Annotated in this window: 14 protein-coding genes and 5 tRNA genes; 18 read left to right on the top strand and 1 reads right to left on the bottom strand. The window is 35.9% G+C overall.

The window, feature by feature from the left end; translation table 11 throughout:
- Positions 1-53 precede the first annotated feature (53 nt).
- The 18 genes from rpsU (at position 54) to ACPF9A_RS03775 (ending at position 15,219) form a co-directional block, all read left to right on the top strand.
- Positions 54-248, top strand: coding sequence for a 30S ribosomal protein S21 (rpsU, locus tag ACPF9A_RS03860; RefSeq protein ID WP_027067859.1), 195 nt, complete (start codon positions 54-56; stop codon positions 246-248).
- Positions 249-338: 90 nt separating this feature from the next.
- Positions 339-1,229: a tyrosine-type recombinase/integrase gene (locus ACPF9A_RS03855; RefSeq protein WP_424001813.1), complete on the top strand. Its 891-nt coding sequence runs from the start codon at positions 339-341 to the stop codon at positions 1,227-1,229.
- Between the two features lie 48 nt (positions 1,230-1,277).
- A complete protein-coding gene (gene hpf / locus ACPF9A_RS03850) occupies positions 1,278-1,580 on the top strand; it encodes a ribosome hibernation-promoting factor, HPF/YfiA family (RefSeq protein WP_424001811.1) in 303 nt (100 codons plus the stop codon).
- Positions 1,581-1,684: 104 nt separating this feature from the next.
- Positions 1,685-1,758 (top strand) — tRNA-Thr (locus tag ACPF9A_RS03845).
- 27 nt (positions 1,759-1,785) lie between these two features.
- Positions 1,786-1,867: transfer RNA gene (locus ACPF9A_RS03840), tRNA-Tyr, on the top strand.
- A 47-nt stretch (positions 1,868-1,914) separates the two neighbouring features.
- Positions 1,915-1,987, top strand: a tRNA-Gly gene (locus tag ACPF9A_RS03835).
- A 72-nt stretch (positions 1,988-2,059) separates the two neighbouring features.
- A tRNA-Thr gene (locus tag ACPF9A_RS03830) sits at positions 2,060-2,131 on the top strand.
- A 55-nt stretch (positions 2,132-2,186) separates the two neighbouring features.
- The gene (gene tuf / locus ACPF9A_RS03825; protein WP_424001809.1) at positions 2,187-3,374 is read left to right on the top strand and encodes an elongation factor Tu; all 1,188 of its coding nucleotides are present in this window, start codon (positions 2,187-2,189) and stop codon (positions 3,372-3,374) included.
- A gap of 98 nt (positions 3,375-3,472) precedes the next feature.
- Positions 3,473-3,545: transfer RNA gene (locus tag ACPF9A_RS03820), tRNA-Trp, on the top strand.
- Between the two features lie 57 nt (positions 3,546-3,602).
- Entirely contained in the window at positions 3,603-3,791 is a 189-nt protein-coding gene (secE, locus tag ACPF9A_RS03815; protein ID WP_133688826.1) for a preprotein translocase subunit SecE, read from the top strand.
- A gap of 8 nt (positions 3,792-3,799) precedes the next feature.
- Positions 3,800-4,351 carry a transcription termination/antitermination protein NusG gene (nusG, locus tag ACPF9A_RS03810; protein WP_133688827.1) on the top strand — a complete coding sequence of 184 codons (552 nt, stop codon included), beginning with the start codon at positions 3,800-3,802 and terminating at the stop codon, positions 4,349-4,351.
- A 78-nt stretch (positions 4,352-4,429) separates the two neighbouring features.
- Positions 4,430-4,867, top strand: coding sequence for a 50S ribosomal protein L11 (gene rplK, locus ACPF9A_RS03805; RefSeq protein ID WP_133688828.1), 438 nt, complete (start codon positions 4,430-4,432; stop codon positions 4,865-4,867).
- Between the two features lie 18 nt (positions 4,868-4,885).
- Entirely contained in the window at positions 4,886-5,575 is a 690-nt protein-coding gene (rplA, locus tag ACPF9A_RS03800; protein WP_424001806.1) for a 50S ribosomal protein L1, read from the top strand.
- Between the two features lie 25 nt (positions 5,576-5,600).
- Positions 5,601-6,116 (top strand): 50S ribosomal protein L10, encoded by a 516-nt coding sequence (gene rplJ, locus ACPF9A_RS03795; protein ID WP_133688830.1) that lies wholly within the window; start codon positions 5,601-5,603, stop codon positions 6,114-6,116.
- A 51-nt stretch (positions 6,117-6,167) separates the two neighbouring features.
- On the top strand, positions 6,168-6,545 hold the full coding sequence (rplL, locus tag ACPF9A_RS03790) for a 50S ribosomal protein L7/L12 (protein WP_424001804.1): 378 nt from the start codon (positions 6,168-6,170) through the stop codon (positions 6,543-6,545).
- A 132-nt stretch (positions 6,546-6,677) separates the two neighbouring features.
- Positions 6,678-10,487, top strand: coding sequence for a DNA-directed RNA polymerase subunit beta (gene rpoB / locus ACPF9A_RS03785; protein WP_424001802.1), 3,810 nt, complete (start codon positions 6,678-6,680; stop codon positions 10,485-10,487).
- 62 nt (positions 10,488-10,549) lie between these two features.
- Positions 10,550-14,848 (top strand): DNA-directed RNA polymerase subunit beta', encoded by a 4,299-nt coding sequence (gene rpoC, locus ACPF9A_RS03780; RefSeq protein WP_424001800.1) that lies wholly within the window; start codon positions 10,550-10,552, stop codon positions 14,846-14,848.
- 56 nt (positions 14,849-14,904) lie between these two features.
- A complete protein-coding gene (locus ACPF9A_RS03775; protein WP_424001798.1) occupies positions 14,905-15,219 on the top strand; it encodes a DUF3467 domain-containing protein in 315 nt (104 codons plus the stop codon).
- A gap of 32 nt (positions 15,220-15,251) precedes the next feature.
- On the opposite strand, the gene ACPF9A_RS03770 is transcribed toward ACPF9A_RS03775, so the two are convergent.
- A complete protein-coding gene (locus tag ACPF9A_RS03770; protein WP_424001796.1) occupies positions 15,252-16,841 on the bottom strand; it encodes a peptide chain release factor 3 in 1,590 nt (529 codons plus the stop codon).
- Positions 16,842-16,853 lie beyond the last annotated feature (12 nt).

Below are 16,853 nucleotides of genomic sequence, written 5' to 3'. Positions count from 1 at the left end.
AATATAGTTGTTATATTTGCAGCCTTAATCACAAAAGAGAGGAGGTTTAGCCCATGTTAATAATACCAGTAAAAGAAGGAGAAAACATCGATAGAGCTTTAAAACGTTTCAAACGTAAGTTCGACAAGACAGGTACAATGAGACAGTTACGTAAGCGTCAACAGTTCAATAAGCCATCAGTTGTTCGTAGAGCACAAATACAAAAAGCAGAATATATTCAAGGTCTAAGAGATCAAGAAGAAATTTAGGCTTTGTACTAGAAAATAAAAAATCCCGCAAATTGCGGGTTTTTTTTTGCTTAAAATTCAACCGACTTAAAACTTTAATACCTTTAGATTATGTTTTTAGCAGAATTTATTTCATATCTCGCTTTAGAAAAAAATTATTCAGCGCATACAACCAATGCGTATGAAAAGGATATTTCTGAATTTAGCATGTTTTGCAGGTCTAGTTATGAAATAGATGACATAGATACCATAGCGTATAATATCGTTCGTTTTTGGATCGTAGAATTATCTGAAAGAAAAATTAATAATCGCTCTATAAATAGAAAAATAGCATCATTAAAGGCATATTATAAATTTCTCCAAAAAATAGGGCAAACAGATGTCAATCCTTTAAATAAGCATAAAGCATTAAAAACGGCCAAGAAAGTTGAAATACCTTTTTCAGAGACCGAAATGGAAAATGTATTAACGCAAATAGAATATTCCGATGACTTTGAGGGTGTTAGAGATGAGTTGTTAATTCATGTGTTGTATGTAACAGGTATGCGTAGGGCAGAGGTTATAGCATTGAAAGTAACCGATGTTGATTTTGAAACCATGACTATTAAAGTTTTAGGTAAACGTAATAAAGAGCGAATATTACCGATGCTAGCAGAAACTAAAGATAAATTTAAAGGATATCTCATTAGGCGAGATGAATTGAATGAGTTGGTTGACGAAAGAATAATGTTCTTGACTAAATCGGGCAATAAATTGTACGAAACACTTGTTTATAGATTAATAAAAAAGTATTTTAGAGAGGTTTCCTCGAAGGTAAAGACGAGTCCGCATATTCTACGGCACACCTTTGCCACCCATCTTTTGAATAAGGGTGCAGATTTGAATGCTGTGAAAGAGTTGTTGGGCCATTCTAGTTTGGCTTCTACCCAGGTGTACACGCATAATAGTATAGCTGAGTTAAAAAAAGTTCATGCAAAGGCACATCCGAGAGGGGGTAAATAAATTTTGTATAATCAGGCTGATTTTTAGTAGGCCATAAATTTTCTGACTATGAAAGTAAATACGCAATCGGTAAATTTTAATGCAGACAGTAAGTTGATTAATTTTCTTCAAAACAGACTAGATAAGGTGGAAACCTTTTATTCTAAGGTAATTAGCTCTGATGTTTATATGAAAGTGGAGAATACAAGTTCGAAAGAGAATAAAATAGTGGAGATTAAAATTACGATACCCAAAGATAAATTTGTCGTTAAAAAGCAATGTAAATCATTTGAAGAGGCTGTAGACTCTGCCTGTAGTTCGCTGGAACGTAGGCTAATAAAACAAAAAGAGAAAATAAGATTACAAGCATGATAAAAATTTTTCAAAATTTATTTTGAATAAACAAAAAACTAGTATACATTTGCAGTCCGTTAGAAATAGCGGGCTTTTTTATGACGATAAAAGTTGTAAAACAAGCCGATGTAGCTCAGCTGGCTAGAGCAGCTGATTTGTAATCAGCAGGTCGTGGGTTCGAGTCCCTCCATCGGCTCTTAAGTTCTTTAAAATATTAGTTTGAGGGGAGATACTCAAGCGGCCAACGAGGGCAGACTGTAAATCTGCTGACTACGTCTTCGCAGGTTCGAATCCTGCTCTCCCCACAAAACTTTTATTCAAAGAAAATTATTGAAATATTGTAATATTATAAGCGGGAGTAGCTCAGTTGGTAGAGCGTCAGCCTTCCAAGCTGAATGTCGCCGGTTCGAACCCGGTCTCCCGCTCTATAAATTTGACAGTAATGTCATTCCTGCGAAGGCAGGAATCTGCCTCAAAGGGTGGGTTCGACACTTTACGCCGGTGTAGCTCAGGGGTAGAGCGTTTCCTTGGTAAGGAAGAGGTCACGAGTTCAATTCTCGTCATTGGCTCATTTAAGGTATAAATTTGTACACTAATATAAACTAAGAATAAAATTCATTAAACATGGCAAAGGAAACTTTCGATCGTTCCAAACCGCACTTAAATATAGGCACTATTGGACACGTGGATCACGGTAAAACTACATTAACTGCTGCTATTACAACTGTTTTGGCAAACGCAGGTCTTTCTGAAATGAGAAGTTTCGATTCTATCGATAACGCTCCTGAAGAAAAAGAAAGAGGTATTACTATTAACACTTCACACGTAGAGTACTCTACAGCTAATCGTCATTACGCTCACGTTGACTGTCCTGGTCACGCGGATTACGTAAAGAACATGGTTACTGGTGCTGCTCAAATGGATGGTGCTATATTAGTTGTTGCTGCTACAGACGGTCCTATGCCACAAACACGTGAGCATATCCTTTTAGGTCGTCAGGTTGGTATTCCTAGAATGGTTGTATTCATGAATAAAGTGGATATGGTTGATGATGAGGAATTAATCGAGCTTGTTGAGATGGAAGTAAGAGAATTACTTTCTTTCTATGAGTATGATGGTGATAATGGGCCTGTAATCGCTGGTTCTGCATTAGGTGCATTGAATGGTGAGCAAAAATGGGTTGATACAGTAATGGAATTGATGGATGCTGTTGATAGCTGGATCGAATTACCTCCAAGAGATGTTGATAAGCCTTTCTTGATGCCTGTTGAAGATGTATTTACAATTACTGGTCGTGGTACTGTTGCAACTGGTCGTATAGAAACTGGTATTGCTAACACTGGTGATCCTGTTGAGATTATTGGTATGGGTGCTGTAAAATTAACTTCTACTGTTACTGGAGTTGAGATGTTCCGTAAAATATTAAATAGAGGTGAAGCTGGAGATAACGTTGGTATCTTATTAAGAGGTATTGAAAAGTCTCAAATTACTAGAGGTATGGTAATTTGTAAGCCAGGTTCTGTTAAGCCGCACGCTAAATTCGAAGCTGAGGTTTATGTATTGAAAAAAGAAGAAGGTGGTCGTCATACACCATTTCACAATAATTACCGCCCACAGTTCTATGTAAGAACAACTGATGTAACAGGTAACATTGCACTTCCTGCAGGAGTTGAAATGGTTATGCCTGGTGATAACCTTACAATTATAGTTGAATTGATTCAGCCAATCGCATTAAGCGTGGGTTTACGTTTCGCTATCCGTGAAGGTGGTAGAACAGTAGGTGCTGGTCAGGTAACTAAGATTATAGATTAATTTTAATCTAATTAGAGTATTGTGTATAAGGGTGTCTTGCTCAAGCGGGACACCTTTACATGCAAATAATAGAATAGGTGATTAAGTTCATCGTTCATACGGGTGTAGCTCAGTTGGTAGAGCACTGGTCTCCAAAACCAGGTGTCGGGAGTTCGAGTCTCTCCTCCCGTGCAGCAATAGAGTTTGGGTGAGATATCCTATTTGTTGAAATTGTAAAACAGAATTTAAATGTTCACATATATAAAAGAATCCGTTGAAGAGTTAAGGAATAGTGTTACTCTTCCATCACGTGCAGAATCATCAAACTTGATGGTTATTGTAGCTGTGTTTTCTATCCTTTTTGCTTTGGCTACTTGGGGTGTAGATACGGTCTTTAGTAAAGTGATTAAATCTTATTTCAACTACGTTTTAAACTAAATAGGACTATGTCAGAAGTATTAGAAAAAAAATGGTACGTTGTAAGAGCTGTTAGTGGTCAAGAGAATAAAATCAAAGGATACATTGAGAGTGAAGTAGAGCGTCATGGTTTCTCTGACTATTTAGAAGATGTTCTTGTTCCTACCGAGAAGGTTGTGCAAATCAGAAATGGAAAGAAAATAAACAAAGAAAGAGTTTATTTTCCTGGATATATTATGGTAAAAGCCAATTTAGGTGGTGAAATGGTTCACATAATCAGATCTATAACAAATGTTATAGGGTTTTTAGGGGAAACTAAAGGGGGTGACCCTGTTCCATTAAGAAGAAATGAAGTAAACAGAATGCTTGGTAAGGTAGATGAACTAGCTGTGAATACAGATAGTGTAGCTATCCCATTTGTGTTTGGTGAGACGGTAAAAGTAATTGATGGTCCTTTTAATGGCTTCAATGGTACTGTTGAGAAGATAAATGAAGAAAAACGTAAGCTTGAGGTTATGGTGAAAATTTTCGGTAGAAAAACACCATTAGAGCTTAGCTATATGCAAGTAGAGAAAGTATAAGTATTAATATAAGTGTTACATACATATAATTAAAGTAGTGTTGCTTCCGAAAACACACTTTCAATTTAATTTTAAACAATGGCAAAAGAAATAGGTAAAGTAGTTAAACTACAAGTTAAGGGAGGTGCAGCGAATCCATCGCCACCGGTTGGACCTGCCTTAGGAGCTGCTGGTGTTAACATTATGGAATTCTGTAAGCAGTTTAATGCTCGTACACAGGATAAACCAGGTAAAGTATTACCAGTTGTTATCACCGTTTACAAAGACAAGTCTTTCGACTTCGTTGTAAAAACTCCACCGGCGGCAATTCAGCTATTGGAAGCGGCTAAGATTAAAAAAGGATCTGGCGAACCTAACAGAGTAAAATTAGGTAGTGTTACCTGGGACCAAATCAAGGCAATAGCCGAAGATAAAATGGTTGACCTTAACGCATTTACAGTAGAATCTGCTATGAGTATGATAGCGGGTACTGCACGTTCTATGGGTATGAAGGTAGCAGGAAAGAAACCTTTTTAAAATCTTAAAAGTAATTAAATGGCAAAGTTAACTAAGAAGCAAAAAGAAGCGCATTCTAAAATAGAGAAAGATAAATTATACTCTGTTTCTGAAGCTTCAGCTTTAATAAAAGAGATAACCAATACAAAATTTGACGCATCTGTAGATTTAGCAGTTCGTTTGGGTGTAGATCCAAGGAAAGCTAATCAAATGGTACGTGGTGTAGTTACGCTACCTCATGGTACTGGTAAAGATGTTAAGGTTTTAGCTTTGGTAACACCAGACAAAGAAGCAGAGGCTCAAGAAGCAGGTGCTGATTATGTAGGGTTAGATGAGTATTTGGAAAAAATTAAAAACGGTTGGACAGATGTTGATGTAATTATCACAATGCCAAGTGTAATGGGTAAATTAGGTCCCTTAGGTCGTGTTTTGGGACCAAGAGGTTTAATGCCTAATCCAAAAACAGGAACTGTAACTATGGATGTGGCTAAAGCTGTAGCTGAAGTTAAGGCAGGTAAGATAGATTTTAAAGTTGATAAAACAGGTATCGTACATGCTGCGATTGGTAAGGCTTCTTTTTCTGCTGATAAAATCGCGGATAATGCTAAGGAGTTGTTAGATACTTTGAATAAATTGAAGCCAACAGCGGCAAAAGGTGTTTACATGAAAACTATTTTCATGTCTAGTACAATGAGCCCTAGTTTGCAATTAGATCCAAAGTCAGTTTAACAGCTGGTAGTTAAAAATTAAAAGTATGACAAGAGAAGAAAAAGCAAACGTTATAAAAGATTTGACTACGCAGTTGGCAGATAGCACCACAATTTATGTGGCTGATATTTCAGGTTTAGATGCAGGTACAACTTCTGATTTAAGAAGAGCTTGCTTTAAAGCTAATATTAGACTAGCTGTAGTTAAGAATACATTGCTTGCAAAAGCAATGGAAGCTTCAGACAAAGAATTTGGTGAATTACCAGAAACATTAAAAGGGAATACTTCTCTTATGTTTTCTGATGTTGCCAATGCCCCTGCAAAATTGATAAAGAACTTTAGAAAGAAATCTAAAAAACCTTTATTAAAAGGAGCTTTTGTAGAAGAAGCAATTTACATAGGTGATGAAAACTTGGATGCTTTAGTTAGCATTAAGTCTAAAGAAGAAATGATTGGCGAAATTATTGGATTGTTACAATCTCCAGCCAAGAATGTTATTTCAGGACTTAAATCTGGTGGTGGTAAACTTGCTGGAATCCTTAAAACATTATCTGAAAGATAAGAACGCACAATTAACTAAGTATATTTTAAAAATTTTATTAAACGATAGAAAATGGCAGATTTAAAAGATTTCGCAGAGCAATTGGTTAACCTTACGGTAAAAGAAGTAAACGAGTTAGCTACTATATTAAAAGATGAATACGGTATTGAGCCTGCAGCAGCAGCAGTTGCAGTGGCAGCAGCTGGTGGTGGAGATGCTGGTGAAGCAGCAGAAGAGAAAACTGAATTCGATGTAATTTTGAAAGCAGCAGGTGCTTCTAAATTAGCAGTTGTTAAATTGGTTAAAGAATTAACTGGTTTAGGTTTGAAAGATGCGAAAGATATCGTTGATAGCGCACCAAAAGCAATTAAAGAAGGTGTTACTAAAGACGAAGCTGAAGGTATCAAAAAATCATTGGAAGAAGCTGGAGCAGAAGTTGAGCTTAAATAATAGCAACAACCATATTATTTTTGGTTTAGGTCTTCTCGCTTTTTGCGGTTAGACCTAAGCCTTTTTATAGAATTAGGTATATTAAGAGGTATACTACTCATTTAGTACTCACGATCAAAACACTGTCCGTAGATGTTCACAAATAATACTGAAAGAATAAGCTTCGCTTCCGCAAGAAACACACCGGATTACCCGGATTTCTTGGATATTCAGATTAAATCTTTCCAAGACTTTTTTCAACTAGAGACTAAGTCAGATGAAAGAGGTAACGAAGGTCTTTATAACACCTTCATGGAAAACTTTCCGATCACTGATACAAGAAATCAGTTTGTATTGGAATTTTTAGATTATTTTATAGATCCACCAAGATATTCTATTCAAGAATGTATCGAACGTGGTCTTACTTACAGCGTTCCTTTAAAAGCACGTTTAAAGTTGTATTGTACTGATCCTGAACATGAGGATTTTGAGACAATCGTACAAGATGTGTATTTAGGTACGATTCCTTACATGACTCCAAGTGGTACTTTTGTTATCAATGGTGCAGAAAGGGTTGTTGTTTCTCAGTTACACCGTTCTCCTGGTGTGTTCTTTGGACAGTCATTCCATGCAAATGGAACAAAATTATATTCTGCAAGGGTAATTCCTTTTAAAGGTTCTTGGATAGAATTTGCTACCGATATTAATGGCGTTATGTATGCTTATATCGATAGAAAGAAAAAATTACCGGTTACTACATTGTTCAGAGCTATTGGTTTTGAGCGTGATAAAGATATATTAGAGATTTTTGACCTTTCGGAAGAAGTTAAAGTTTCTAATGCCGGACTTAAAAAAGTGCTTGGTCGCAAATTAGCGGCAAGAGTTTTGAACACTTGGCATGAAGATTTTGTTGATGAGGATACTGGTGAGGTAGTTTCTATTGAGCGTAATGAAATTGTTCTTGATCGAGATACAATTCTTGAAAAAGAGCACATTACTGAAATAATTGATGCTGATGTAAAGACTATTCTTTTACATAAAGAAAATAATGCGCAATCTGATTACGCAATTATTCATAATACACTTCAAAAAGATCCAACGAATTCTGAAAAAGAAGCCGTTGAACATATTTACCGTCAATTGCGTAATGCTGAGCCGCCAGATGAGGAGACAGCACGTGGTATTATTGACAAATTATTCTTTTCTGATCAACGTTACAACTTAGGTGAAGTTGGTCGTTACAGAATGAACAAGAAATTACAGTTGGATATTGGAATGGACAAACAAGTTTTGACCAAAGAAGATATCATAACTATTATTAAATATTTAATTGAATTAATCAATTCTAAAGCAGAGATTGATGATATTGATCACCTTTCTAACCGTCGTGTACGTACTGTTGGTGAGCAATTATCTCAACAGTTTGGTGTAGGTTTAGCTCGTATGGCTAGAACTATTCGTGAGCGTATGAACGTTCGTGATAATGAGGTATTTACACCTATTGATTTAATTAATGCAAAGACATTGTCTTCTGTAATTAATTCTTTCTTTGGTACGAATCAGTTATCTCAGTTCATGGATCAAACGAATCCATTAGCAGAGATTACGCACAAGAGAAGACTTTCGGCATTAGGTCCAGGTGGTTTATCTAGAGAACGTGCAGGTTTCGAAGTACGTGATGTTCACTATACACACTACGGTCGTTTATGTCCTATTGAAACTCCTGAAGGTCCAAACATTGGTTTGATATCTTCATTGTCTGTGTTTGCTAAAGTAAACCCAATGGGCTTCTTAGAAACACCATATAGAAAAGTAACAAATTCTGTTGTTGATTATAAGAACTTTACATACTTAAGTGCAGAGGAAGAAGAAGGAATGAAAATTGCGCAAGCGAACATTCCAATGAAAGAAGATGGTACTATTGATGCTGAAAAGGTTATTGCAAGAGAAGAAGGAGATTTCCCTGTTGTAGATCCGTCAGAAATTCAGTATACCGATGTTGCTCCTAATCAAATTGCATCTATATCTGCATCTCTGATTCCATTCTTGGAACATGATGATGCGAACAGGGCTTTGATGGGATCAAACATGATGCGTCAGGCTGTTCCTTTATTGAAACCACAATCACCGATTGTTGGTACAGGTTTAGAGCGTCAAGTAGCATCAGATTCAAGAGTATTGATCAATGCAGAAGGCGATGGGGTTATTGAGTATGTAGATGCTCAAAAAGTTACTATCAAGTATGATAGAAGCGATGAAGAAAGATTAATCAGTTTTGAAGAAGATAGTAAGACCTATTTCCTTGTCAAGTTTAGAAAAACAAACCAAGGAACCAATATTAACCTAAAGCCAATTGTTCAAAAAGGAGATAGAGTTAAGAAGGGGCAAGTACTTTGTGAGGGTTATGCAACTGAAAAAGGTGAATTAGCACTAGGTAGAAACCTTGTAGTGGCATTTATGCCATGGAAAGGATACAACTTTGAGGATGCGATCGTAATTTCTGAAAAAGTTGTTCGTGAAGATATCTTCACATCTATACATGTTGATGAGTATTCTTTGGAAGTTAGAGATACCAAATTAGGAGCTGAAGAACTTACACATGATATACCAAACGTTTCAGAAGAGGCAACCAAAGATCTTGATGAAAATGGTATGATTAGAATTGGTGCCGAGGTAAAACCTGGCGATATTCTAATTGGTAAGATTACTCCAAAAGGGGAATCTGATCCAACACCTGAAGAAAAATTATTACGTGCTATTTTTGGTGACAAAGCTGGCGATGTAAAAGATGCTTCGTTAAAAGCTTCACCTTCGTTAAGAGGGGTAGTAATTGATAAGAAATTATTCTCTAGGTCTGTAAAGGATAAGAGAAAACGTTCAGAAGATAAAGAAGAACTTTCTAAGCTTGAATTGGAATACGAAGTAAAATTCCAAGAATTGAAAGATGTTCTTGTTGAGAAATTATTTACTATAGTAAATGGTAAAACTTCTCAAGGTGTTCTTAACGATTTAGGTGAAGAAGTATTACCTAAGGGTAAGAAGTACACAATGAAAATGTTAAATTCTGTAGATGACTTCGCTCACTTAGTTGGTGGAAGCTGGACAACAGATAATGATACAAATACATTAGTTGCTGATTTACTTCATAACTATAAAATTAAACTTAACGATTTACAAGGTAACTTGAGAAGAGATAAGTTTACAATATCTGTTGGTGATGAATTACCGGCTGGTATTATGAAATTAGCCAAAGTATATATTGCTAAAAAGCGTAAGCTAAAAGTTGGTGATAAAATGGCAGGTAGACATGGTAACAAAGGTATTGTATCTAGAATAGTACGTCATGAAGATATGCCGTTCTTAGAAGATGGAACTCCTGTAGATATCGTTCTAAACCCGTTAGGTGTACCATCTCGTATGAACATTGGTCAAATCTATGAAACAGTATTAGGTTGGGCAGGTCTTAAGCTTGGTAGAAAGTATGCAACACCAATTTTTGATGGTGCGACTTTAGATCAAATTAATGAGTATACCGACGAAGCTGGTATTCCAAGATTTGGACATACATATTTATATGATGGTGGAACTGGACAACGTTTTGATCAACCAGCAACAGTTGGTGTGATTTACATGTTGAAACTTGGACACATGGTAGATGATAAGATGCATGCTCGTTCTATAGGACCATATTCATTAATAACACAACAACCTTTGGGTGGTAAAGCTCAATTTGGTGGTCAGCGTTTTGGAGAGATGGAAGTTTGGGCACTTGAAGCTTATGGTGCATCGGCAACCTTACGTGAGATTTTAACAGTGAAGTCTGATGATGTCATCGGAAGAGCTAAAACTTATGAATCGATCGTTAAAGGTGAAACAATGCCTGAGCCTGGTTTACCAGAATCTTTCAACGTTTTAATGCACGAACTTAAGGGATTAGGTTTGGATATTAGACTTGAGGAATAGTTCAATATTTTATATTGAAGACTATTAAGTAAAACAAATTAAAACATTATCAGCACGCTATTATGGCTAGAATAAAAGATAATAACCCAATAAAAAGGTTCGATAAAATTTCAATAGGATTAGCCTCGCCAGAATCTATTTTGGCAGAATCTAGAGGTGAAGTTTTAAAGCCTGAAACAATTAACTATAGAACTCACAAACCAGAACGTGATGGTTTGTTCTGTGAGCGTATTTTTGGTCCTGTTAAGGATTACGAATGTGCTTGTGGTAAATACAAACGTATTCGTTACCGTGGTATCGTATGTGATCGTTGTGGTGTAGAGGTTACAGAGAAGAAGGTACGTAGAGATCGTGTAGGTCATATCAACTTGGTAGTGCCAGTTGCTCACATTTGGTATTTCCGTTCTTTACCTAACAAAATAGGATACCTATTAGGTTTACCTTCCAAGAAATTGGATATGATTATTTACTACGAACGTTATGTAGTAATTCAAGCGGGTATTGCTAAAGGTCCTGAAGGAGAAGAAATTCAGAAAATGGATTTCTTGACCGAAGAAGAGTATCTAAATATTTTAGAAACTATTCCTCAAGAAAATCAGTACTTAGAAGATTCTGACCCAAATAAGTTTATCGCTAAAATGGGAGCAGAGTGTTTAATTGATTTGTTAGGTAGAATCAATCTTAAAGAACTTTCTTTTGAGCTTAGACATAAAGCAAATACAGAAACTTCTAAGCAACGTAAAACTGAGGCGTTAAAGCGTTTACAGGTTGTAGAAGCTCTAAGAGAATCTCAAGAGAATAGAGAAAACGAGCCAGAATGGATGATTATGAAGGTAATTCCGGTTATTCCACCAGAATTACGTCCATTAGTGCCATTAGATGGTGGTCGTTTTGCGACTTCCGATTTAAATGATCTTTATAGAAGGGTAATTATTCGTAATAACCGTTTAAAAAGATTAGTTGAGATTAAGGCACCAGAAGTAATTTTACGTAATGAAAAACGTATGCTTCAAGAAGCTGTAGATTCTTTGTTCGATAACACAAGAAAGGCATCTGCTGTAAAAACTGAATCTAATAGACCATTAAAGTCTCTTTCAGATTCTTTAAAAGGTAAGCAAGGTCGTTTCCGTCAAAACTTACTTGGTAAGCGTGTTGATTATTCTGCACGTTCGGTAATTGTTGTAGGGCCAGAATTGAACTTATTCGAATGTGGTCTTCCAAAAGATATGGCTGCTGAATTGTACAAGCCTTTCGTAATTAGAAAACTAATTGAAAGAGGAATTGTAAAAACAGTTAAATCTGCGAAAAAAATTATAGATAAAAAAGAGCCTGTAGTTTGGGATATCTTAGAGAATGTATTGAAAGGTCACCCAGTTTTATTAAACAGGGCCCCTACATTACACCGTTTAGGTATTCAAGCTTTCCAGCCTAAATTAATAGAAGGTAAAGCGATTCGTCTTCACCCATTGGCATGTACTGCATTTAATGCGGATTTCGATGGGGATCAAATGGCGGTTCACTTACCATTAGGGCCAGAGGCAATCTTAGAAGCGCAATTATTAATGCTTGCTTCTCAGAATATATTAAACCCTGCGAATGGTTCTCCAATTACGGTACCATCACAGGATATGGTATTGGGTCTGTATTATATGACCAAAGAGCGTAAATCAACACCAGAAGTACCAGTTATTGGTGAAGGGTTAACTTTTTACTCACCTGAAGAAGTAGAAATTGCTTTTAATGAAGGTAAAGTAAACCTTAACGCAGGTATTAAGGTTAGAACTAAAGACTTTAATGAAGAAGGGGAATTGGTTAATCAAATTATACCTACCACTGTTGGTCGTGTATTATTTAACAATTTCGTTCCTGAAGAAGCTGGTTATATCAACCAAGTTTTAAATAAGAAAGCTTTAAGAAATATCATTGGTGATATTTTGGCTGTTACAAGTGTACCAGTTACCGCTGCTTTCTTAGATAAAATTAAAACGATGGGTTATGAGTTCGCTTTTAAAGGTGGATTATCCTTTAGTTTAGGGGATATTATTATTCCTGCTGAGAAAATGGATATGATTGGTGAGGCAAATGTTCAAGTAGATGGTATTATGGCCAACTACAACATGGGTCTTATTACAAACAATGAAAGATATAATCAGGTTATTGATGTTTGGACATCGACAAACGCACAGTTGACAGAGTTAGCCATGAAACGTATTCGTGAGGATCAACAAGGTTTCAACTCTGTATATATGATGCTTGATTCTGGTGCAAGGGGTTCTAAGGAGCAAATTCGTCAGTTGACCGGTATGCGTGGATTAATGGCTAAGCCTAAAAAATCTACTGCAGGTGGTGGTGAAATTATTGAAAACCCGATTCTTTCTAACTTTAAGGAAGGTCTTTCGATTTTAGAATACTTTATTTCAACGCACGGTGCACGTAAGGGTCTTGCAGATACCGCTTTGAAAACGGCAGATGCTGGGTATTTAACAAGAAGGTTGGTAGATGTATCTCAAGATGTAATTATTAACACTGAAGATTGTGAAACTCTAAGAGGTGTTGAAGTTCAGGCACTTAAAAAGAATGAAGAGATTGTTGAAAGCTTAGGGGAAAGAATTTTAGGTCGTGTATCATTACATGATGTTTATAACCCAATGACAGAAGAATTAGTTCTTCGTGGTGGTCAACAGATAATGGAAGTAGATGTAAAAAGAATTGAAGCTTCCCCAATCGAGAAAGTTGAAGTTCGTTCTGCATTGACTTGTGAAGCCGAAAAAGGTATTTGTGCTAAATGTTATGGTAGAAACCTTTCTACAAATAAGATGGTACAAAGAGGTGAAGCTGTAGGTGTTGTAGCTGCTCAATCAATTGGAGAGCCAGGTACACAGCTTACACTTAGAACATTCCACGTGGGTGGTATTGCTGGTAACATTTCTGAAGATAATAAGTTAGAAGTAAGATTCTCTGGTGTTGCCGAGATTGAAGACTTAAGAACAGTTACTGGAGAAGGATCAGATGGTCAGCCTGCTGAAATTGTAATTTCTAGAACAAGTGAAATAAAAATTGTTGATGCTAAAACAGGTATTACTTTAAGTACTGGTAATATACCTTATGGTTCTCAGTTATTTGTTGAAAACGGCGCTAAGGTTAATAAAGGAGATGTTATTTGTTCTTGGGATCCATATAACGGTGTTATAGTTTCTGAATTCCCAGGTAAGATAGCTTATGAAAATATTGATCAAGGTGTTACGTACCAAGTTGAAATTGATGAGCAAACAGGTTTCCAAGAAAAAGTTATTTCTGAATCTAGAAACAAGAAGTTGATTCCAACATTATTGATTCAAGATGCTAAAGGAGAAACATTACGCTCATATAACTTACCGGTAGGTTCGCATATTATGGTCGATGATGGCGATAAGATTAAAGAAGGTAAAATTTTGGTTAAGATTCCACGTAAATCTGCAAAAGCGGGTGATATTACTGGTGGTCTACCAAGAGTTACTGAATTATTCGAAGCGAGAAATCCATCTAACCCTGCTGTTGTTTCTGAAATTGACGGTGTTGTTTCTTTTGGTAAGATTAAGAGAGGTAATAGAGAAATCATCATTGAATCTAAATTAGGTGAAGTGAAGAAATATCTTGTAAAACTTTCTAATCAGATTTTAGTACAAGAGAACGATTATGTAAGAGCTGGTATGCCATTATCAGATGGTTCAATTACACCAGAAGATATTTTAGCAATTAAAGGTCCTTCTGCTGTTCAACAGTACTTAGTAAATGAAGTTCAAGAAGTTTATAGGTTACAAGGTGTAAAGATTAATGATAAGCACTTCGAAGTAGTTGTTAGACAGATGATGCGTAAAGTAAGAATTCAAGATCCAGGTGATACTATCTTCTTAGAGAATCAATTGATTCATAAAGATGAATTCATTACGGAAAATGATGAGATTTTCGGTAAGAAAGTAGTTATGGAAGCAGGTGATTCTGCTAACCTTAAGGCAGGTCAAATCGTTACTCCTCGTGAGTTGAGAGATGAGAATTCGCTATTAAGACGTGGTGATAAGGCGTTGGTTGAAGCAAGAGATGCTGTATCGGCAACTGCAACTCCAATTCTTCAAGGTATTACTAGAGCATCGCTACAGACGAAATCGTTTATTTCTGCAGCATCGTTCCAAGAAACGACTAAAGTTTTAAATGAAGCTGCTGTAAATGGTAAGATAGATTATTTAGAAGGTCTTAAAGAGAATGTAATCGTTGGTCATAAAATTCCGGCTGGTACGGGTATGAGAGACTACGATAGCATTATCGTTGGATCAAAGGAAGAATACGATGAAATAATGGCCAGAAAAGAGGCATTAAGATTCTAATTTTATAATAACCCTCAAATTTTATTTGGGGGTTATTTTTTTAATATAATAAAAGTATGAGTGGCAATAAGAATCCGAATCAAAAGCAAATAAATATTGAATTGGACGAGAAGATGGCAGAAGGTATTTATTCTAATCTAGCTATTATCAATCATTCAGTTTCAGAATTTGTAGTTGATTTCATTAGTATGATGCCTGGAGCTCCAAAAGCAAAGGTCAAGAGTAGAATTATACTTACTCCGCAACATGCTAAGAAGTTTTTAAAAGCATTGAATGATAATGTACAGCGGTTTGAAAAAGCTAATGGTACTATAAAAGATTATGAGCAGCCATCGATACCAATGAATTTTGGTCCGATTGGTGAAGCATAAAAAAAATCCCAACTTTATAAGTTGGGATTTTTTTATTCAAATTCAGAAGTAAAATGAAGTTTTACCGATGGATATTTTTGCTTTGCCATTTGAAGCGAAAATTGTGAATCGGCCAAGAATACCAATTGTCCTTTTTTATCCTTTGCTAAAAATTTTTGTTTTACACGTTCAAATTCTTTGAATTCATCTGTTTTTCTATTTTCGGTACCAACCCAACAAGCTTTATATACATTAAAATTTTCGTAGCTACATTTTGCGCCGTATTCATGCTCTAGTCTATACTGTATCACTTCAAACTGTAATGCCCCTACAGTTCCTATTATTTTTCTACCATTTAATTCCAAGGTAAATAATTGGGCAACACCTTCATCCATCAATTGATCAATACCTTTATTTAGTTGTTTAGACTTCATAGGGTCTGCATTGTTAATGTACCTGAAATGTTCAGGAGAGAAGTTAGGTATGCCTTTGTAGTGTAAATTTTCACCTTCAGTTAATGTATCTCCAATTTTAAAGTTTCCTGTATCATGTAAACCTACAATGTCTCCAGGATAAGAGATGTCTACTATTTCTTTCTTTTCGGCAAAAAATGCATTAGGACTCGAGAACTTAAGGTTTTTACCATGCCTTACATGTAAGTATGGTTTGTTACGCTCAAAAGTACCAGAGACGATTTTTATAAATGCAAGACGGTCTCTGTGCTTAGGGTCCATGTTAGCATGAATTTTAAAGACAAAACCTGTCATTTCTTTTTCGTTAGCTTCTACAAGGCGTTCTTCAGCATTCTTTGAGCGTGGAGTAGGGGCAATTTGAATAAAGCAATCTAAAAGCTCCCTTACTCCGAAGTTATTTAGTGCAGATCCAAAAAATACAGGTTGTTGTTCTCCTTTCAAATAAAGCTCTTTATCAAAATCAGGATAAACACCTCTAACCAATTCGAGGTTATCTCTTAATTCCGTTGCTGCCTTACTTCCTATAATTTTATCTAACTCAGGATTGGTTACATCATCAAAGGCTATTGTCTCTTCAATATTCTTCTTACTATCGCCACTAAATAGGTTTATATTCTTCTCGAAAATATTGTAGATACCTTTAAAATCATATCCCATACCTATGGGGAAGCTTAAAGGAGTTACAGAAAGACCTAATTTTTGCTCTAATTCATCAAGTAGGTCAAAAGCATCTTGACCTTCTCTGTCCATTTTATTTATAAATACCAAAATCGGTATTTTACGCATTCTACAAACTTCAACCAATTTAACCGTTTGTTCCTCCACGCCTTTTGCAACATCGATAACAACAATAACACTATCAACTGCAGTTAACGTTCTAAAAGTATCTTCTGCGAAATCTTTATGACCAGGGGTGTCAAGAATATTAATTTTCTTATTCTTATAATTAAATGCAAGAACAGAAGTGGCAACAGAAATACCTCGTTGTCTTTCAATTTCCATGAAATCACTAGTTGCTGTTTTTTTAATCTTATTATTTTTCACAGCACCTGCTTCTTGTATCGCACCACCAAATAATAGTAATTTCTCAGTTAATGTAGTTTTACCTGCATCTGGGTGAGAAATTATTCCGAAGGTTCTTCTGCGTTCTATTTCTTGCTTAAAGGTCATATACAAAATTTG

Origin of the sequence: Maribacter sp. IgM3_T14_3 (assembly GCF_049603095.1) — a bacterium.
Taxonomy (GTDB): Bacteria; Bacteroidota; Bacteroidia; order Flavobacteriales; family Flavobacteriaceae; genus Maribacter.
This window is presented reverse-complemented; position numbering and strand designations above follow the sequence as displayed.